Genomic DNA, 18,900 nt, shown 5'->3' on the forward strand with positions numbered 1-18,900 from the left:
CGGAGCGCCTCAGTGAGGGGTGGCGGCCGGACCGGCGCCCCCGGGCACCTCTGGCGCGTTGAGTGCCGCACAGACGCCCTCGGGGGCATCGAAACGGGGGCTCAGCCGAGCGGAGCGAGGGCCAGTTGGCGCGCCTGGCAGACGATGCGGTTCTGCGAGTCGACGACGAGGGCGTCGGAGTCGAACCAGCCTTCGTGGACCGATCGGCTCTCGACGTGGACGCGCAGCCAGCCTGGCGCGGGGCGGGTGCGGACCAGAGCCGTCAGCTGGGCCGTCGGCGCCCAGCCGACCCGTCCGAGGTTGAGCACCACGGGCGGGTTGATGTCGCCGGCCAGCAGGGTGAAGTACGGATCCGCCACGCCGCCGCGCGGTCGCACCCACAGCCGCAGCCGCGGCGGGTCGCCGGTACGGCCCGCCAGGTAGCCGGCCGTGCTCGGATCGATCCGCACGTCGCAGCCCTGGGCGAGGTGGAACACGCCTTCGGGGTCGTTGCCGTTGAGGGTGACGCACCCGGCAGGCGGTTCGACGGGCGCGGACGGGGCATCGTGCCAATCCGGCTTGCGCGTCGGGAGTCGGCCCGCGGTGACGCGCGCTTCGACACAGCTGCGCCCGCGTTGTTCGAGGGTCACCGCGACGACGGTGGCTCGCCTGCCGACCTTGCGGACGTCGGTGCGCAGCAGCACCGGGCCGATCGCGGGCGGACGCATGAACTCCGCGCTGACGACCAACGGATCGGTGGCCGGATCGCCGGTTTCGCGCACCGCGGCGAGTGCGGCCTTCGCCAGCAGCGCCAGAAGGAACCCGCCGTGTGGGTGCGTGCCGATGGACCATTCCTGCCGCAGATCGGCCGTGAACGTGCCGTCCCCGAGGGAACGTGGGTCACAGGCCGCGCCGAACTCCGCGGCCGTCTCGGACGTGCTCACCGGCGGCCGGCCGGGGACACGACGCCGGACACCACCAGGACACCGAACGCATCGACACCGAACGCGCCGACACCGGACGCCACATCAGCGGCGGCCCCGCCGCCGACCGTCACATCACCGGAGCCCGGGACACCGGTCCTCCCGGCACCGGTCGTCCGGAGACCGGTACGGACCTGCGCGGATCGAGTATCGACGCGCACCTTCTCCCCTTCCCCCTCCGGCGCTCGCCGGGTCGGCGTGCGGCGACAGGCGGCCGAGACCCGCTTGGCACGGCCGTACCGGCCGCCGTGTCCGCGCAGGATAGGCAGAGTCGGACGGTGGTGCCCACCAATTGCGTTGCGGGCACCCGATTCGAGCAATGTGTTCACACCACGTGCACGCAGCATCACGCCGAAAACGATACGGATGGTCACCGCGTGCGGGCACCACCACCCGGTGAAGAGTTGATCTTGAAAACGCTCCGGATCGTCACCCCAGGTGCAGACGCGTGAACAACAGCGCCTCGCTGAGCATTTTCGCGCGCTGGTCCTCGGTGCGGGCGTTCCGCGTGTTCACCTCGAGGACGACCTGGCCGCCGTGGTCACCGAACCCGTACTCGTCGAGACCTTCGAGCAACTCCGCGCACGGCTGCGTGCCACGGCCCGGCAGCAGGTGCTCGTCCTTCGCCACACCGGTGCCGTCTCCCATGTGGACGTGCGTGAGCCGCTCCCCCATCCGCTTCGCGAGCGCCAACGCGTCCATACCCGCCGTCGCCGTGTGCGAGAGGTCCAGGGTGTAGTGGGCGTGGCCGACGTCGGTCGGGTCGACGGACGGCCGGAACGCCGACACCTCCCGACCCCGCGGCGTGCGCACCGGAAACATGTTCTCCACGGCGATCCGCACCCCGCTGGAGGCTTCGAGCTCCGCGACCAGTCCGGCGAACGCCTCGCCGTACCGGCGCTGCCACCGGAACGGCGGGTGCACCACCACGGTCGGCGCCTCCAGTTCGACAGCCGCCTCGACCGACCGCCGCAGCCGCACCACCGGGTCCGGCGACCACACGCGCTGGGTGATCAGCAGACAGGGCGAGTGCACCGCCAGCACGGGCATCCCCGTCGAAGCGCTGTGACGTCGCAGTGCGGCCACGTCCTGGCTCTCCGGATCGGCCCAGACCATGACCTCGACGCCGTCGAAACCGAGCGTGCGGGCCAGTTCGAACCCGGAGCGCGCACGGAGCGGCCACACCGACGCCGTGGAAAGTCCGACCGGGATCACGCGCTACTTCGTCACCAGCAACAGCGCGGCGGGCGACACCGTCACGACGAGCCCCACGAGCACGGCCAACACCGTGGTCTGCAGGTCGTCGGCGCGGCGGACCTTGCGCACGATCAGTACCAGGCCGACCGTGACGACCAGCGCGGCGATCAGCGCGGCGGCGGGTAGCTGACCCCACAGCCAGTTGAACCCGAGCCACACGGCCGCGCCGCCCGCGACACCGCCAGCGAGCTGCCCGCCGAGCGCGAGCCACTGCTTCGCCGGTGATGCCTCGGACTCCGGCTCGTCGTCGGCATCCCCACGGGAACGGCCCGGGGCGAGCTCCTCGTCGTCGGCGTACCCGTCGTCGTAGGCGTACGGATCGTCGTAGGCGTACTCCTCCGCCCGCGGATCGTCGGCGTAGCGGCCGTCGTAGTCGTCGGCGTACGCCGGGTCGCCGTACGCCGTGTCGTCGTAGGCCTGCTCGTCGTAACCCGCGTCGTCGTAGGCCGCGTCGTTGTAACCCGTGTCGTCGTAGGCGTAGCCCTCGTAGGCGCGGTCGTCGTAGGCCTGCTCGTCGTAACCGGCGTACTCGTCGTCGTAGCCGCCGTACTCGCGCGCATACCCGTGGTCGTAGCCGTCGTCGTAGTCGGTATCGGCCGGTACCGCACCGCCCGATGCGGCACCCGTCCCCGAGCCGGCCTGCCCCTCCGGCTGCACGTCGTCGTCTTCGTCGAAGTCCGGGACGAAATACCCCGTCGAGGGACCCGCGTCCGGGTCGTCGCCGCCCACCGGAGCGGCGGTCGTCGTCTCCGCAGCGCTCTGCTGGGACTCCGGACTCGGCGCGCCCGCGGGGTCCGGCGGAACGACGGGCGTGACGCCGACCTCGGTGTCCTGCTCGGCGCGCTGCTGTTCCTGCGCCTGCGCCTGCCGCCGCTTGCGACGCCAGTTGGCCAGTCCGGCCGGCGGTTCGTCACCCCGCACGGGACCCGGCGTGGCTCCCTGCGCACCGCCGCCCACGGCGGGGAACTGTTCGGTGTTCGACTCCGGTTCGGCCGCCCTGCCGCCGCCGCGCCACGGTCTGCGCCGACGCAACGGCGGCGGCGCGGGAGCCGGGGGCGGAGCGGCCTGCGCGGCCTCGGCGTCGGTGCCGCCTTCGGGCGACCGGCCGCCCTGCGACCCGGGCTCCGGGGGCTCGTTCTGCGGCGAGAAGAAGAACCCGCCGGAGGACTGCTGCGGCGCAGGGGCGTCACCGGCCGGCTGGACGGGAGCCACGCCACTCCGCGTCGGCGCCTCGGACGGTCCCTGCGACTGGGGCGTCGGGGCCTGCGGGGGCCTGCCCTGCTGAGCGGGCGGCGGAGCCTGACCGGCGCCCGGCTGCGGCGTCGCGAAGCCACCGGAAGCCTGCTGCGGCCCGCGGGCGCCCGGCTGCGGCGGCCGTCCCGCCGCGGGAGCGCCGTTCGCGGGCGGCATACCTGCGGCGGGCGGTGCGGCGTTCGGGTTCGCACCTCCGGGAGCGCCGTTGGGCGCCGCACCGTTCGGGGCCGGGCCGTTCGCGGGGGCGCCGTTCGGAGGCGCGGCATGCGGGGGCGCCGCGTTCTGAGGCGCCGCGTTCTGAGGTGCCGCGTTCGGTGGTGTGGACGACTCTGCCGACCCGCCCTCCGAACGCACACGCTCGATGATCGCCTGCGGGGCCGTGTCGGTGATGCTCGGCTGCTCCCCGGTTTCGTCCGCAGCACGACGCCGCCGGCGGCGCGGTGCGCTGCCGGCTTGTCCGCCGTGTTGGGCGAGCAGTTCGGCAACCGTCTTCTGCTGCCGATCGCCGTCGCTGTCTCGAGTCATCCCTTCCACCGTGCCCGTCGCCAGTCGTGTACGTCCAGTGTGGCCCGAACGCGCCTCATTCCCGGCCCCGGCCGGTCACAAGCGCAGTCTGGTCCTCCCCGTTGGAAAGGTCCAGCCTGCGCAGGATCACTCCTTCGCGCAGTGCCCACGGGCAGATCTCCAACCGCTCGAGCGACAGCGCCCGCATCGTGGCCTCCGCCACGAGAGCGCCCCCGACCAGCTGATGCGCCCTGCTGCTGCTCACACCCTCCAGCTCGGCCATGTCGTCGGACGACATGCGGGTGATGAACGACAACAGCTGCCGGAGTCCCGTGTCGGTCAGCGCGCGGGCCACCCGCGGGCCCGCCGACGACGGTGCCGCACCGGTGAGCCGGGCCAGCGACCGGAACGTCTTCGACGTCGCAACCACCCGATTCGGTTCCCCCATGCCGCGGATGCGCTCGGCCAGACCGGACAGCGCGTCGTCGAGCCACGCCGTCGTCGCGACGACCTCGGAGCGCTTCGGAGGATCGTTCGAGAACCGCGTCCGGGTGATCCGGCCCGCGCCCAACGGCAGCGACTCGGCGAGCTCGGGGCGCTCGTCGATGCCCATCGCCACCTCGAGCGAACCGCCGCCGATGTCGAGCACCAGCAACTGCCCCGCCGACCAACCGAACCAGCGGCGGGCGGCCAGGAACGTCAGCTTCGCCTCGTCCTCACCCGTGAGCACGCGCAGGTCGACACCCGTCGAGTCGGCCACCGTCGCGAGGACCTCGTCGGTGTTGCCGGCCTCACGCACCGCGGAGGTCGCGAACGCCATGACGTCCTCGCATCCCCACCGCTCGGCGGACGCCTTCGCCTGCTCGACCGCTTCGACCAGGGCGGCGACCCCGCTCTTCGTGACCTCACCGCGGGTGTTCAGCTGCTCGGCCAGCCGCAGCACCGTCTTCTCCGAATGCATCGGTGTGGGGTGCCCACCACGGTGCGCGTCGACGACGAGCAGATGGACGGTGTTCGAACCGACGTCAAGAACCCCTAGGCGCACGAGTATCCACGGTACCGGGCTCGCGGTTCACGCCTCGAACTTGTAACCGAGACCACGCACGGTAACCAGATACTGCGGCTGACCGGGGTCGGGTTCGAGCTTCGAGCGGAGGCGCTTGACGTGGACGTCCAGCGTCTTCGTGTCCCCGACGTAGTCGGCGCCCCACACGCGGTCGATGAGCTGGCTGCGCGTGAGCACCCGGCCGACGTTACGGAGCAGGTACTCGAGCAGGTCGAACTCCTTCAGCGGCAGCGAGATCTCCTCGGTGCCGACCGTCACGACGTGCCGTTCGACGTCCATCCGCACCGGGCCCGCCGACAGCACGAGCGGCGCCGCCTCCGGCTCGGCCGCCGCCGTGTCGCCGCCCCGCCGCAGCACGGCGCGGATCCGCGCGATCAGCTCACGGGCCGCGTACGGCTTGGTGATGTAGTCGTCGGCACCGAGCTCGAGGCCCACCACCTTGTCGATCTCGCTGTCCCGCGCGGTCACCATGATCACCGGGACCGACGACCGCGCCCGCAACTGCTTGCAGACGTCGGTGCCGCTCATGCCGGGGAGCATGAGGTCGAGCAGCACGAGGTCGGCACCGTTGCGGTCGAACTCCTCGAGCGCCTGCTGGCCCGTCGTCGCGAGGGCGGCGGTGAAGCCCTCCTTGCGGAGCATGAAGGCCATCGGGTCGGCGAACGACTCCTCGTCCTCGACGATCAGAACCCTGGTCACTGCGTTGTTCCTCCCGGTTCGGTGCGTTGCCGCACGCTGGTGACCAGCTGCTGCCCTGTCGGGTCGTCGCTGCGCTGGTCTGGGGTCTCGGATGTGGGCGCCGTGGTCGCGGCGGGGCCGTCGCCGGCCTCGGAGTCGCCGGCGGCGGAGTCGGAAGCGGCGGTGTCAGAGGCGGTGGCGGCGGCACTGTCGGCGTCGGCCGGTCGGGTCCGCGCGGGGATCCGCAGCGTGAACGTCGACCCGACACCCGGCCTGCTCCACAACCGCACCTCGCCGCCGTGGTTGGCGGCCACGTGCTTGACGATCGCCAGGCCGAGGCCGGTGCCCCCGGTCGCGCGTGAACGGGCCCTGTCCGCGCGGTAGAACCGTTCGAACACGCGCTGCTGCTCGTCCAGGGCGATGCCGAGGCCGCGGTCGGTGACGGCCAGCTCGACGTGGCCGTCGGTGAGCCTGCGGCTGATCGACACCGGACTCGACTCCTGCGAGTAGGCGATCGCGTTGTCCAGCAGGTTCGACAGCGCCGTGACGAGCAACGTCCGGTCGCCCTCCACCTCGAGGCCGCTCGGCCCGTCGGTGGTGACCGTGATGTCGGAGGTCTCGGCGGCGAGCTTGGTGCGCGAGAGCGTCTCGGCGACGACGCCGTCGACGTCGACGATCGTCATCTCCGGCAGCTTCTCCGCCCCCTGCAACCGGGACAGCGCGATCAGCTCCGTGACGAGTTTCCCGAGGCGGTTCGACTCGCGGAGGATCTTCTCGCTGAAGCGGCGCGCCTCCTCGGCGCTGTCGGCGTCCAGCACGGCCTCCGCCAGCAGCGCGATCGCGCCGACCGGGGTCTTCAGCTCGTGGCTGACGTTGGCCACGAAGTCACGCCGCGTCGCCTCCAGCCGCACCGCGTCCGACTGGTCGACGGCCTCGACGACCGTGAAGCCGTCCCCCAACGGCCGCAGGTTCGCCACGACCGCCTCCGGCTGCCGACCGCGGACCTCCTCGGGCGAGATGTCGACCTCGAACGACGTGTCGGTGTCGACCACGCGCTGCGCCGCGTCTCTCACCCGGCCGTCCACCTGGTTGCCGCGCAGCAGGCCGAGCTCCTCGGCGCGCGCGTTGTACAACACCAGGTCGCCGAAGCGATTGAGCATCACCACGCCGGTATCCGACGACCGCATCGAACGCAGCAACAGCTCGGCGGCCGTGGGACCTGCCGGCTCGGGAACGTCCCGGCCGCGAGTGCGGAAGAAGAAGAAACCGACAGCGATGCCAGCCACCAGAGCGGCAGTGGCCAGCAGGACCGATCCGGACGCCGTCACGCTTCGCATCGTAAGCACTCGACCGGGTTGTTGTCCTAGTCCCGGAGGCCGAGCGGTGACCGGGCTGACACTCTCGGGCCACGTGTTCGCCACCAGGCAAGATCCAGTTCACCTGCCGTACCCCGACCACCCGCCGTGTTGCGGGTTCCGGGGGCCGTGTTGCGGGTTCCGGGGGCCGTGTTGCACCCCGGGGACGTCCCTCCTGCCGTGGACACGCGTAGGGGCCGCCGTCCCGGACAGGGAGGGCGGCCCCTACGGCGCCGTGCGGCGGTGCGGCGGTGCGGCCTCAGCGGCCCTGGTTGGCGACCGCGGCGGCGGCCTTCTCGGCCGTCTCCGGGTCGAGGTACGTGCCGCCCGGGTTGGTGGGCTTGAGATCGGCGTCGAGGTCGTAGCGCAGCGGGATCCCGGTCGGGATGTTCAGCCCGGCGATGTCGTCCTCGGAGATGCCGTCGAGGTGCTTGACCAGTGCGCGCAGCGAGTTGCCGTGCGCCGCGACCAGCACGTCCTTCCCCGCCCGCAGGTCGGGAACGATCGAGTTGTCCCAGTACGGCAGCAGCCGCGCCACGACGTCCTTGAGGCACTCGGTCAGCGGCAGCTCACCGTCGATGTCCTGGTAGCGCGCATCGGCGTCCTGACTGAACTTGCTGCCACGCTCGATCTCGGGCGGCGGCGTGTCGTAGGAGCGGCGCCACAGCATGAACTGCTCGTCGCCGAACTCGTCGGCGATCTCCTTCTTGTTCTTGCCCTGCAACGCACCGTAGTGGCGCTCGTTGAGCCGCCAGTTCCGGCGGACGTCGATCCAGTGCCGATCGGCGGCGTCGAGCGCGATGTTGGCCGTCGAGATCGCCCTGCGCAGCAGCGACGTGTGCACCACGTCCGGCAACAGGCCGGCCTCGGCGAGCAGCTGCCCGCCGCGCTTCGCCTCGTCCTCGCCCTGGTCGGACAGCGGGACGTCGACCCAGCCGGTGAACAGGTTTTCCGCGTTCCATGTGCTCTGCCCGTGGCGCAGGAGCACGAGAGTCCCAAGTTCGGCCATGTTTTCAGCGTGCCATGCTCCGCCGAATCGAGTAGCGCGACCTCGGCCACTGCGTTAGCAGGCTCGTCCGCCGTACCACGAGCTCTACAGAGAGTGTCGTCAGCCCGCAGGAAATTCGATCCGAACTATCGATCGGGGCGCTGGCGTACGTGTCAATAGCGTTAACAAGCCCGCAGTGTGTTCAACCTGTCGATAAAATTCACTCGAATAGAGTAGCGAGTAGTCTTGTGATTACAGTGCCGAGTCTGACAAGTTGACACTGAGCCCGCACGGCCCGGAACCACGCACTCCCCGGGCCGAGTAACGCGGGAGCAGATCGCAGCTCGTCTCCCCCCTGCCGAGCTGCGGCCCGCCGGCCCCGTTGGCATCCCCCTCGTCACCGGGTCCGAACAGGCGGGAAGGTCCACGGGGCGGCTCGAGTTCGCGACTCCCCCCTCCCTCGAGCCGCTCCGTCGACCGCTCGGGGAAGGTCTGCTCGCGGAGAGCGCTCGCCGCCTAGTGGTCTCCTCCCAGAGCCCAGGGGGCCGAGCCCCCTGGAACCCCCCACGGTGCGAGCTCCTCACCCCGGCGAGCGCGGGGCACGCATCGTTCGAACCAGCACCAGCACCGTGTGCCCGCAACACTGCGCCCGCGCACCGCGTGTGCTGCATTCGGACACGCGCGTCCTGCACTCAGGCCCGCGTGTCCTGCGGCTCGGCTCGGAACCTCGGAACCGCAGAACCTCGGAATGCCGGGACGCGACTCGGCCGAGGTCGTCAATCGTCGGTCAGCGTCCCCGGCCGGTGCTCGGTACTCGGCTCGACCAGGTGCTTGAACGCCTGCAGGTTGGCCAGCGACTCGCCGCGGCTCACGCGCCACTCCCACTCCCGACGGATCGAACTCGCGAACCCCAGCTCCAGCAGGCTGTTGAAATCGCCGTCCGCCGTTTCCAGAACCTGGCCCAGCACCGTGTCGACCTCGTCGGCCGACACGGTGTCCAGTCCCAGCCGGCCCACCAGATAGATGTCGCCGGCCGAATCCAGTGTGTAGGCCACGCCGTACAGCTTCGCGTTCCGCCGCAGCAGGAACCGGTAGACGTCCTCGTGCGCCTCGTCCGGACGCCGGCACACGAAGGCCTCCACGGCCAGTGAATGCTCCCGCACGACCAGCCACGCATTGGTCTGCAGCTTCTTCACGCCCGGCAGCGTCACGAAGTAGACGCCTTCGCCGCGCCGGTCGTACGGAACCTCGGACGCCTCCAGCGCCGAGCGCACGATCGCATCGACGTCACCCACGTCGCGTTCGCTCACACCGCCACCTCCAACGCCGCACGGCGGAACGCTCCCCGCGCGTCCGCGTAGCTTCCCAGCAGTGCGTCCGTCGTCCGCTGCCACGAGAACCGCTGTGCGTGCCGCACCGCGCCCGCGGCCAGGGTGTCCCACCTGCGCAACGCCGCATCGGCCAGCGCGTCGGCCCACTCCGGTGCGCGGTGCGAGTCGACGAGCAGTCCCGACGTGCCGTGGTCGACCGCCACCGGCAGTCCGCCCACCGACGCGGCGACCACCGGTGTCCCGCAGGCCTGCGCCTCGAGAGCCACCAGACCGAACGACTCGTTGTGGCTGGGCACCGCCACGACGTCCGCGGCCCGGTAGACGTCGACGAGCCCTTCGCCCGCCTGCGGCGGCAGGAACCGCGTCAGGTCGGCGATGCCCAGGTCGGCGGCCAACGCCTTGAGCGACTCCGGCTGTTCCAGACCGGTGCCCGACGGCCCGCCCGCGATCAGCACCACGAGCCGGTCGCGCAGCTCGGGGCGACGCTCGACGAGTTCCGCCGCGGCGCGCAGGAGCACGTCGGGTGCCTTCAACGGCTGGATGCGGCCCGCGAACGCCAGCACCACCGCGTCGTCGCTCAGCCCCAGCACGCGCCTCGACCGCGCCTGCGACCCCGGCCGGAACAGCTCCAGGTCGACACCCGGTGACACGGTCCGGACCGCCCGCGGGTCGGCGTCGTAGAGGTCGACGAGCTGTTCGGCCTCGACGCCGGTGTTGACGATCAGCTGGTCCGCCTCGTCGACGACCTGCTGTTCGCCGATCACGCGGGTTCTCGGTTCGGGCGTGTCGCCCTCGGCCAGCGCGGCGTTCTTCACCTTCGCGAGTGTGTGGGCGGTGTGGACCAACGGCACGCCCCACCGGTCTCGCGCGAGCCAGCCGACCTGGCCGGACAGCCAGTAGTGCGAATGGATGAGGTCGTAGTAACCCGGTTCGTGGAAGGCCTCTGTGCGCAGGACACCGTTGGTGAACGCGCACAGCTGCGCGGGCAGCTCGCCGCGGGACAGTGGTTCGAACGGGCCGGCGGGAATGTGCCGCACGAGCACTCCGGGGGCGAGTTCGGCGACGGGCGGCTGGTCCGACGACGTGGCGCGCGTGAACACCTCGACCTGCACGCCGCGTCTGGCCATCTCCTGGGCCGTCTGGGCGATGTAGACGTTCATTCCACCCGCGTCGCCGGTGCCCGGCTGCTCCAGCGGGGAGGTGTGCACGGTCAGCACCGCCACCCGGCGCGGCTGCTGCGTTGCCGCCTGCCGGTACCAGGAGATCGTCACCGGTTCACCTTTCTGTACGCGTCGCGGGAGAAGGCCGCCAACTCCTCGCCGAACGTCTGCGCGTCCTCCGCGAACGGAAGATGGCCCACCCCAGGCACCCAACGTCGACGTGCCCCCGGAATCTTCCCGGCCGCGTATTCGGCCGCAGTGATGTCGACAACGGCGTCGCGCTCGCCGTGCAGCACGAGCGCGGGAACGTCGAGCGCTTCGAGCACCTCGGCCGAGCCGATGTCCCTGCGGAACAGGCCCGCGCGTACGTGCGGAGGCACGGCGAGGATGCCGTCGACGAGCTCCTCGCCTCCGGAACCCGCCGTCATACCGCCGCACAGTCGGCGGATCGCGGGCCGGGCGACCTCGTCGTCGGCGGAGAGTGCGTCGGGCAGGGCGCCTCGCATCGCCGGGCCGACAGCTCCGCCCGGGTGGTCGCGGCCCAGCTCGGTGATCGCTCCCGCGTAGACGACGCCGGCCAGCCCGACGGTGCCGTGGACGCGCAGATAGTCGGTGACGACGAGGCCGCCGTACGACCAGCCGACCACCACCGCGGGCCTGCCCGCCAGGTCCAGCACCGCGGCCAGGTCGTCGGCCCACACGCGCGGGTCGTCGTAGCCGTCGTCGGGGACGTCGGAGTGGCCGTGCCCGCGCAGGTCCATCGCGACCATGCGGAACTCGGCCGCCAGGCGCGGGTCGGACAGCTGCATCCGCCACGCGTCCCCCGACTGGGCCCATCCGTGCACGAAGACGATCACGGGCGGCGTGCCGCCACCGTCGCCGTCGGCACGTGCCGCGCCCGTCGCGTCCTCGACGATCGCGCCGATCCGGACCCCGTCTGCACCTGTGACCTCGGTTCGCACCCGGGCAGTCTCTCACCCGGTCGGGCACTCCCCGGCCGGAGGCGGACACCACCACGGCTGGCCCGGCCAGGCGTACGGCCGACATCACACCCGGCCACAGCCGCCCCGGGTTGGCAAGGACATCGCCGTACCGGACACTTGGGTGCAGAGGGGAGTACTTCCGCCTTGGGCCTCGCCGGTCAATACGAACGCACGGATTGTGTTCTCGGCAGGTCGCCCGCGGTTCGCGGGTGAAGGAGACCTCGAACGATTCAACGTTCGCGGAGGTCTGTGTGCTCGTCCAAGCCGCCGGTTCCGGCTCTTCCGGAGCCGCCGAGACCATGGGTTCGCCCATGCTGTGGACAATCAGCATCGGCGTGCTGCTCGCCCTGCTCGTCGCCGACTTCGTCATCACGCGCAAGCCGCACGAGGTCTCCATGAAGGAGGCCGTCGGCTGGTCGGTGTTCTACCTGGCCCTGCCGTTCGTGTTCGCACTGTTCGTGTGGTTCGCCTACAGCGGAGGCCAGGCGACCGAGTTCGTGACGGGCTTCGTGGTCGAGAAGTCGCTGTCGGTCGACAACCTCTTCGTGTTCATGCTGATCCTCACCGGGTTCGCCGTCCCGGCTGCGGTGCAGCAGCGTGTGCTGCTTTACGGCATCGTCGGCGCGCTCGTGCTGCGCGGCATCTTCATCGCCCTCGGCGCGGCCATGCTGAAGGCGGGCACGTGGGCGTTCCTGGTGTTCGGCCTCATCCTGTTCGTCTCCGCGGTGAAGATCCTCCTCGAGGCGCTCAAGGGTCACCAGGACGAGAAGGACCCGTCCGAGATGCGCTCGGTGAAGCTGATGCGGCGGATCACGCACGTCACCGACGACTACCGCGGCACGAAGATGGTCGTCCGCGAGGCGGGCAAGCGTGCGCTGACGCCGCTGGCGATCGTCGTGGTCGCCGTGTTCGCCACCGACATCGTGTTCGCCGTCGATTCGGTGCCCGCGGTGTACGGCATCACCGAGGACCCGTACCTCGTGTTCGCCACCAACGCGTTCGCCCTGCTCGGCCTGCGTGCCCTGTACTTCGTGCTGCAGGCGGTGCTCGCCAAGCTGATCTACCTCAACCACGGCCTCGCGCTCATCCTGGCGTTCATCGGCGTGAAGCTGGTCCTGCACTGGGCGCACACCGTGTGGCCCGGCGTGCCGACCGTCCCGACGCCGATCTCGCTGCTGGCCATCGTCGGCATCCTGGCCGTGGTGACCGTGCTCAGCCTGCGGGTCTCCAAGCGCAACGAGAACCGGGAAGCAGCCGACGCGAAGGCGTAGACTGGACCGGTCAGGCCTTCACCGGCGCCTCGACGACGAGGAGTCGACCATGGTTCTCGAGATTCTGATCGTCGCGATCGTCGTCCTGGCGGCCATCATCACCGCCGGGTCGCTCATCGAGGTCCACAAGGACTGACGAGCGCTCCGGCAGGCCGCTGGGACGACGGGCACACGCTCTCGTCGCAGCGTCCCACGCCGATCGCGAGCGCCGGGCCCTCGAGCGCCGGCCCGGCAGTCACAGCGCGCACCGGGAATCACAAGGCTCACCGGGAATCACAGCGCCCTCCGGGAATCACAAGGCTCACCAGGCGTCACAGGGCCCGCCGAGAGTCACAGGGCCGACTTGGACTTCCACGTCTCCCAGTCGAGCAGCCAGTCCATGACGTCCGACGTCGTCGGGAAGTCGGCCTTCGAACCGGTGACCTCGACGGGGTCGCCGAGCATGGCCGAGTCGAAATACGCCTTCGCGTCGTCGGGCAGCAGGTTGACGCAGCCGTGCGAGGTGTTCCGCTTGCCGATGTTGGCGGCGTTCTCCTGGTTCTCGTGGATGTACTCGCCGTGGTTGGAGATGCGGCAGCACCAGGTCTTCTTGACGTCGGTGTAGCCGTACTCCTCGTTGTCGAAGATCGACGTCGGCTCCTTGGTCATGACGATGACCGTGCCGTTGGGCGTGTTGAGGTCGGGGTTGGCGTCCTCGCCGTTGCTGCACGGGTAGTTGGCGACCTCGGCACCGTCGCGGTACACGCGCATGCGGTGCTCGGGTGTGTGCACTTTGACGACCTGGTTGCGCCCGATGGAGAACTTCGTGGTGACGTCCGCCTTGCCGTAGGCGCCGCCGCCGTAGTTCACGCCGTAGAGGTTCGCGGCGACCTCGACCTTCGTGTTCGCGGGCCAGTACTCGCGGGGCCGCCAGTCGACCTGCTGGTCGTTCAACCACGCCCACGCGCCTTCGACCTGCGGCTCCGTCGTCACCGACAGGGCCCGCTGCGCGGCGGCACGGTCGCTGACCGGGGCGTCGAACTTGACGGTGACGGGCTGGCCGACCCCCACGACCGCGTCGTCGCCCGGGTACAGGGTGGCGCGCACGACCGACGACGGCCGGACCGTGCTGAACGAGCCGTCGAGCTTCGCGGTGCGGCCGTCGCTGCCGGAGGCCTTCGCGGCGTAGGTGTAGGTGCGGCCGTAGCCGAGGGGTTCGCCGACGGTCCACTCGGTCTTGTCGTCGTTGAGACTGCCGTCGACGGCCTTGCCGTCCTCGTTGGTGAGCCGGACCTCGGTGAAAGTGCCGTCGGTGACGCTGAGCTTGACCGGAGTGGTCACCTCGACGTCGGTGGCGTCGGCCTTCGGCTCCGCGGTGATCGTGGCCTGCGGCTCGGCCGGGGCTGTGCCGTTACCGCCACCACCGGTGCCCGCCCCGCTGGTGTCGTCGTGGCCCGTACACGCGACGAGCACGCCCGCAGGCGCCGCGACCGCGGCCGCCTTCAGCACTCCTCGCCGTCCGACGGCGAGTTCGCTGCCCCCGTTTTGTCCGAACCTCACGTGTGCCTACCTCCGTGGCCCTCGCCGGCACCCCCGCCAGCAACACAACATTACCTGGCAGCATGCGGACCATGACCACTCGAACCGCAGTCATCACAGGCGCCAGCGCCGGAATCGGCGCCGCCACCGCCAGGTCTCTCGCCCGGGCCGGGTTCCACGTCGTCCTCGGCGCACGCCGGGCCGACAAGCTCGAAGCGCTCGCCGAGGAAACGTCGGGCACCGCCCTCACGCTGGACGTCACGGACGCCGATTCCGTTGCCTCGTTCGTCGAACGCGTTCCCGAGTGCCATGTGCTGGTCAACAACGCAGGCGGCGCGAAGGGACTCGAGCGGGTCGACGAGGCGGACGAGGACCATTGGCGCTGGATGTGGGAGACGAACGTCCTCGGCACGCTGCGTGTGACGAAGTCGTTGCTGCCGAAACTCGTCGCGTCCGGTGACGGGCACGTCATCACCGTGACGTCGATCGCGGGCCACGGCGTGTACCCCGGTGGCGCGGGCTACACGTCGTCGAAGCACGCGCAGGCGGCGCTGCACCAGACGCTGCGCGCCGAGCACCTCGGTGACCCGGTACGCGTGACGGAGATCGTCCCCGGCGCGGTGCAGACCGAGTTCTCCGTCAACCGGTTCGACGGCGACGCCGACCGTGCGGCGAAGGTGTACGAGGGCTACCAGCCGTTGACGGCCGAGGACGTGGCCGACGTCGTGTCGTTCGCCGCCACCCGGCCGTCGCACGTCAACCTGGACCAGATCGTCATGAAGCCGCGCGCCCAGCTCGACGGCAGGACGTTCCACCGCGAGTGAGCAGCCCGGCGGGCGCCCCCAAGGGCACCTTGGGGGCGTTCAACGCGAGCCACGCGTAAGCGTGTCCGTGAGGGGCGATGGTCAGGCAGGCGGGCGCCCCGGATGTCCCCTGGCCTCGCCTCTCCCGACGACCTCACAACTCGCAGTTGATGAGCAGCGGTTCCGGGCGGAGGGTGACGCCGAACGCGGCCACCACGCCGTCGCGGACCTCACGGGCCAGCGCGAGCAGGTCGTCGGTACGGGCCTCGCCGCGGTTGGTCAGGGCGAGCGTGTGTTTCGTCGACAGCGACACCCGCCCGCCCCGACCGGCGTGGCCCTTCGTGAACCCGGCGCGCTCGATAAGCCAGGCCGCGGACAGCTTCACACCACCGTCGGCGGGGTACCGCGGCACGGACACGTCGTCGCCGACGACGTCCGCGATCCTGCTCAGCACCACGCCGACCCGCTCCTCGGGCACGATCGGGTTGGTGAAGAACGAGCCCGCGCTCCACGTGTCGTGGTCGTCGGGGTCGAGCACCATGCCCTTGCTGCGGCGCAACCCGAGCACGGCCTCCCGCACCTGCGCGGCAGGCGCGCGGTCACCGACGTCGACACCGAGGGTGCGGGCCAGTTCGGCGTAGCGGACCGGCGCCGACAGGCCGTCCTCACGGAGATCGAATCGCACCGACAACACGACGCCGTCGTGCGTGCCCTTGAGCACGCTCGTCCGGTAGGCGAAGCCGAGTTCGTCGGCGGCGAGGGTGCGGACCTCGCCCGTGGTGCGGTCGTAGAGCTCCACCGAGTGCAGCACGTCGCTGATCTCGCAGCCGTACGCGCCGACGTTCTGGATGGGCGTGGCGCCCGCCGACCCGGGGATCCCCGACAGGCACTCCAGCCCGCCGTACCCCTCGGCGACCGTCGCGGCGACGTAGGCGTCCCAGTCCTGGCCGGCCTGCACGGTTGCGCCGTCCCACCCGGTGTCGGCGATCCGCACGACGGTGCCGTCGAACCCGGCGTCCGACACGACGAGGTTCGAGCCACCGCCGACCAGCAGCACCGGCTCACCCGCCGCGTCGAGGTCGCCGACGGTGGCCGCCAGCTCGGCGGACGTGTTCGCCGTCACGAACCGGCGCGCTGGCCCGCCGAGGCGCAGCGTCGTGTAGTTGCGCAGGTCGCGGCAGGTGGGCGTTTCGACAGTGCTCACATCCCGTAACGGTACTGTCCCGGGCATGGCTTCCCGTATCGAGCACCGGGCGACGTTCCCCGCCTCCGTCGCCGACGTCGTCGCCGCCCAGGCCGACGAGGCCGCGTTGCACGCACGGCTGGCAGAGATCGGCGGCACCGGCGCCGCGCTCGAAGATCACACGGTCGACGGCGACGAGGTGCGATACACGCTGGTGCAGGGCGTGCCCGCGGACAAGCTGCCGTCGGTGGCGCAGAAGTTCGTGTCGGGCGACCTGATGGTGCGCAGGGAGCACGTCTGGCACGGCGGCGAGGGCACGATCCGCGCACAGGTCGACGGCATTCCGGGCGAGATCACCGGGACCGTGTCGGTGGAGCCGGACGGCGACGCGGCCGCGCGGCAGGTCACGCGCGGCGAGGTGACGGTGAAGATCCCGCTGGTGGGCGGCAAGCTCGAAGGGCTGATCGCGGAGCAGGTCACGACGCTGCTCGAGCGCGAGGCCGACTTCACGACGTCGTGGCTCGCGCGCAGCTGAAGCGCGCCGAGCCGCTCGGCTCGCCGACCAGAGGAACCACGAATCCGAACCGCCTGCGGCGCGTCGACCGCTGGCTGACCGCCGACCTCGGGGTGCGGCGTGCCCTGCGTTCGGAGCCCTCACCGCTGGTCGTCGACCTCGGCTACGGCGCATCGCCCGTCACCACCGTCGAACTGGCCACGCGGCTGCGCGCGGCGGTGCCGGACGTACGGGTGCTCGGACTGGAGCTGGACCCGGAGCGAGTGGCCGCGGGCGAGGCGGTGGCGGAACCGCCGGCGCTGGATTTCCGGCGCGGTGGGTTCGAACTCGCGGGCGCCCGGCCCGCGGTGGTGCGGGCGTTCAACGTCCTGCGGCAGTACGACGAGTCGGACGTCGAACCGTCCTGGCGGGCGATGCTCGAGCGGGTCACCCCCGGCGGACTGCTCGTCGAGGGCACGTGCGACGAGATCGGCAGGCTGTGCACGTGGGCCACGGTGTCGCATCGCGGTCCGGTGTCGCTGACACTGTCGTGCCGCGTCGCCTCGCTGGACCGTCCGTCCACTGTGGCTGAACGGCTGCCGAAAGCGTTGATCCACCGCAACATTCCGGGCGAGCGAGTCCACGACCTGCTATCGCGTTTGGACCACTGCTGGGCGACGGCGGCGCCGTTCTCGTCGTACGGCCCGCGGGCGCGGTGGACGGAAACGGTGCGGCTGCTGGCCGCGTCCGGTTGGCCGGTCCTGAACCGCCCTGCGCGCTGGCGCCTCGGCGAACTCACCGTCCCGTGGACCTCCGTCGCCCCACGCTGACACCCGTGTTGCGTTCTCCAGCGCGCGTGTTGCAGATTCCGGGGCGCGTGTTGCGGATTCCGGAGACCGTGTTGGGTGGTTCCCCGGCCTGTGTTGCGGGGTTCGCGGCGATGACGGCGTCCGCAGCGTAGGTATCGCGCGCCGGGTCATGGTGGGGCCAGCCCCACCACCGGCCTCGGGGAACGCCCCGACATGTCCCTGATATCGAACGAATTCCCTGGTCATGGCCGCTGTAGCGGTGCTCTTCTCTTCCTGTACGCACCCGAACACCACAGGAACGGAGAGCGCCATGCCCGTGTTGTCGACCGCATCGACGCGGACCTACACGGCCCGCATCGCCGACAGTCGCGAGGAGATCCGCGCCGCGCAACGACTCCGCGCCACCGTGTTCGCCGGCGAACTCGGCGCCGACCTGACCGCCGCACACGGCGCCGACCAGCCGAAGCACCGTGACGCGGCCCCGCAACACCAGCCCCGGCGTCCACAGCACGCGCCCATGGGTACAGCCGCGCGGCAACACATCGACGAACGGCGCCGGCCGGGAGACGGGCGAGCGCAACACGAGGCCGTGCGTGCAGAACACGAGGTCCCGAGTGCAGAACGCGCAGGGCTGAATGCAGGACACGGGGTGCCGAGTGCAGGACACGCAGGGCTCGACGCCGACGCGTTCGACGAGCTGTGCGATCACCTCGTCGTCACACACGAACCGACCGGAGAACTCGTCGGTACGTACCGGATCCTGCCGCCGAACCGCTCCCCGGTGCCGTACTCCTCCACCGAGTTCGACCTCGCCGACCTGGCGCCGCTAGCGGACGACATCGTCGAGGCGGGCCGTTCGTGCGTGGCGCCGGCGCACCGCAACGGGTCCGTCATCACGCTGATGTGGTCGGCCCTCGCGCGGTACACGCTCCTCGCAGGCCACCGTTACCTGGGCGGCTGCGCATCGGTACCGCTCGGCGACGGCGGACACGCGGCGACGAGCGTCTGGCACCTCGCCTCCACCCGCCACGCCTCCCCGCCCGAGTACCGCGTGCGCCCGTACCGGCCGTGGCTGCCACCGCACGCCGCCGACCATCCGCGGTACGCCGACCTGCCGCCTCTGCTGCGCGGGTACCTGCGCCTCGGCGCGTGGGTGTGTGGACCGCCTGCCCACGACCCGGACTTCGACGTCGCCGATTTCTACGTCCTGCTGCCGCTCGCCGACGTCGACGACCGTTACCTGCGTTACCTGCTCGGAGACGACCGGTGAACGCGGGAGCGAACC

At 71.0% G+C, this 18,900-nt stretch carries 17 protein-coding genes; 5 read left to right on the plus strand and 12 right to left on the minus strand.

The annotated features are described in order from the left end of the window. Window positions 1-101: 101 nt before the first annotated feature. The 10 genes from FHS23_RS01530 to FHS23_RS01575 all read right to left on the minus strand — a co-directional run bounded on the left by FHS23_RS01530 (window position 102) and on the right by FHS23_RS01575 (window position 11,517). On the minus strand, window positions 102-923 hold the full coding sequence (locus FHS23_RS01530; RefSeq protein WP_183646528.1) for an acyl-CoA thioesterase domain-containing protein: 822 nt from the start codon (window positions 921-923) through the stop codon (window positions 102-104). Window positions 924-1,391: 468 nt separating this feature from the next. Further along, a complete protein-coding gene (locus FHS23_RS01535) occupies window positions 1,392-2,177 on the minus strand; it encodes a TIM barrel protein (protein WP_183646531.1) in 786 nt (261 codons plus the stop codon). A 3-nt stretch (window positions 2,178-2,180) separates the two neighbouring features. Beyond that, window positions 2,181-3,998 carry a hypothetical protein gene (locus tag FHS23_RS01540; RefSeq protein ID WP_183646534.1) on the minus strand — a complete coding sequence of 606 codons (1,818 nt, stop codon included), beginning with the start codon at window positions 3,996-3,998 and terminating at the stop codon, window positions 2,181-2,183. Between the two features lie 55 nt (window positions 3,999-4,053). Next, entirely contained in the window at window positions 4,054-5,022 is a 969-nt protein-coding gene (locus FHS23_RS01545; protein ID WP_183646537.1) for a Ppx/GppA phosphatase family protein, read from the minus strand. A gap of 27 nt (window positions 5,023-5,049) precedes the next feature. Next, on the minus strand, window positions 5,050-5,742 hold the full coding sequence (locus FHS23_RS01550) for a response regulator (RefSeq protein ID WP_183646541.1): 693 nt from the start codon (window positions 5,740-5,742) through the stop codon (window positions 5,050-5,052). After that, window positions 5,739-7,058 carry a sensor histidine kinase gene (locus FHS23_RS01555; RefSeq protein WP_183646543.1) on the minus strand — a complete coding sequence of 440 codons (1,320 nt, stop codon included), beginning with the start codon at window positions 7,056-7,058 and terminating at the stop codon, window positions 5,739-5,741. The genes FHS23_RS01550 and FHS23_RS01555 overlap by 4 nt, the downstream gene beginning before the upstream one ends. A gap of 277 nt (window positions 7,059-7,335) precedes the next feature. After that, on the minus strand, window positions 7,336-8,085 hold the full coding sequence (locus FHS23_RS01560) for a phosphoglyceromutase (RefSeq protein ID WP_183646545.1): 750 nt from the start codon (window positions 8,083-8,085) through the stop codon (window positions 7,336-7,338). Between the two features lie 755 nt (window positions 8,086-8,840). Beyond that, window positions 8,841-9,374, minus strand: a complete 534-nt coding sequence (locus FHS23_RS01565; protein ID WP_183646548.1) for a YbjN domain-containing protein — start codon at window positions 9,372-9,374, stop codon at window positions 8,841-8,843. Next, window positions 9,371-10,666: a D-inositol-3-phosphate glycosyltransferase gene (mshA, locus tag FHS23_RS01570; RefSeq protein WP_183646551.1), complete on the minus strand. Its 1,296-nt coding sequence runs from the start codon at window positions 10,664-10,666 to the stop codon at window positions 9,371-9,373. Before mshA ends, FHS23_RS01565 begins: the two co-directional genes overlap by 4 nt. Then, a complete protein-coding gene (locus tag FHS23_RS01575) occupies window positions 10,663-11,517 on the minus strand; it encodes an alpha/beta fold hydrolase (RefSeq protein WP_183646554.1) in 855 nt (284 codons plus the stop codon). The genes mshA and FHS23_RS01575 overlap by 4 nt, the downstream gene beginning before the upstream one ends. A 332-nt stretch (window positions 11,518-11,849) precedes the next feature. On the opposite strand from FHS23_RS01575, the gene FHS23_RS01580 reads away from it, so the two are divergent. Continuing rightward, window positions 11,850-12,809 (plus strand): TerC/Alx family metal homeostasis membrane protein, encoded by a 960-nt coding sequence (locus tag FHS23_RS01580; protein WP_246381259.1) that lies wholly within the window; start codon window positions 11,850-11,852, stop codon window positions 12,807-12,809. Window positions 12,810-13,139: 330 nt separating this feature from the next. Here the strand turns inward: FHS23_RS01580 and FHS23_RS01585 are convergent, their stop codons facing one another. Beyond that, window positions 13,140-14,348 (minus strand): L,D-transpeptidase, encoded by a 1,209-nt coding sequence (locus tag FHS23_RS01585; RefSeq protein WP_425501063.1) that lies wholly within the window; start codon window positions 14,346-14,348, stop codon window positions 13,140-13,142. A gap of 71 nt (window positions 14,349-14,419) precedes the next feature. On the opposite strand from FHS23_RS01585, the gene FHS23_RS01590 reads away from it, so the two are divergent. Further along, complete coding sequence (locus FHS23_RS01590; RefSeq protein WP_183646571.1) at window positions 14,420-15,151, plus strand: SDR family oxidoreductase; 732 nt, start codon at window positions 14,420-14,422, stop codon at window positions 15,149-15,151. Between the two features lie 133 nt (window positions 15,152-15,284). Here FHS23_RS01590 and FHS23_RS01595 read toward each other — a convergent pair whose 3' ends face one another. Then, window positions 15,285-16,334, minus strand: coding sequence for a UDP-N-acetylmuramate dehydrogenase (locus tag FHS23_RS01595; protein WP_343053566.1), 1,050 nt, complete (start codon window positions 16,332-16,334; stop codon window positions 15,285-15,287). Between the two features lie 25 nt (window positions 16,335-16,359). On the opposite strand from FHS23_RS01595, the gene FHS23_RS01600 reads away from it, so the two are divergent. The 3 genes from FHS23_RS01600 (at window position 16,360) to FHS23_RS01615 (ending at window position 18,885) form a co-directional block, all read left to right on the plus strand. Beyond that, window positions 16,360-16,848, plus strand: coding sequence for a DUF2505 domain-containing protein (locus FHS23_RS01600; RefSeq protein ID WP_183646577.1), 489 nt, complete (start codon window positions 16,360-16,362; stop codon window positions 16,846-16,848). Further along, complete coding sequence (locus FHS23_RS01605) at window positions 16,830-17,636, plus strand: class I SAM-dependent methyltransferase (protein WP_183646579.1); 807 nt, start codon at window positions 16,830-16,832, stop codon at window positions 17,634-17,636. Before FHS23_RS01600 ends, FHS23_RS01605 begins: the two co-directional genes overlap by 19 nt. Window positions 17,637-17,925: 289 nt before the next feature. Then, window positions 17,926-18,885 (plus strand): GNAT family N-acetyltransferase, encoded by a 960-nt coding sequence (locus tag FHS23_RS01615; protein ID WP_246381262.1) that lies wholly within the window; start codon window positions 17,926-17,928, stop codon window positions 18,883-18,885. The last annotated feature ends 15 nt before the right edge of the window (window positions 18,886-18,900 follow it).

The organism is Prauserella isguenensis (assembly GCF_014191605.1).
GTDB lineage: Bacteria > Actinomycetota > Actinomycetes > Mycobacteriales > Pseudonocardiaceae > Prauserella > Prauserella isguenensis.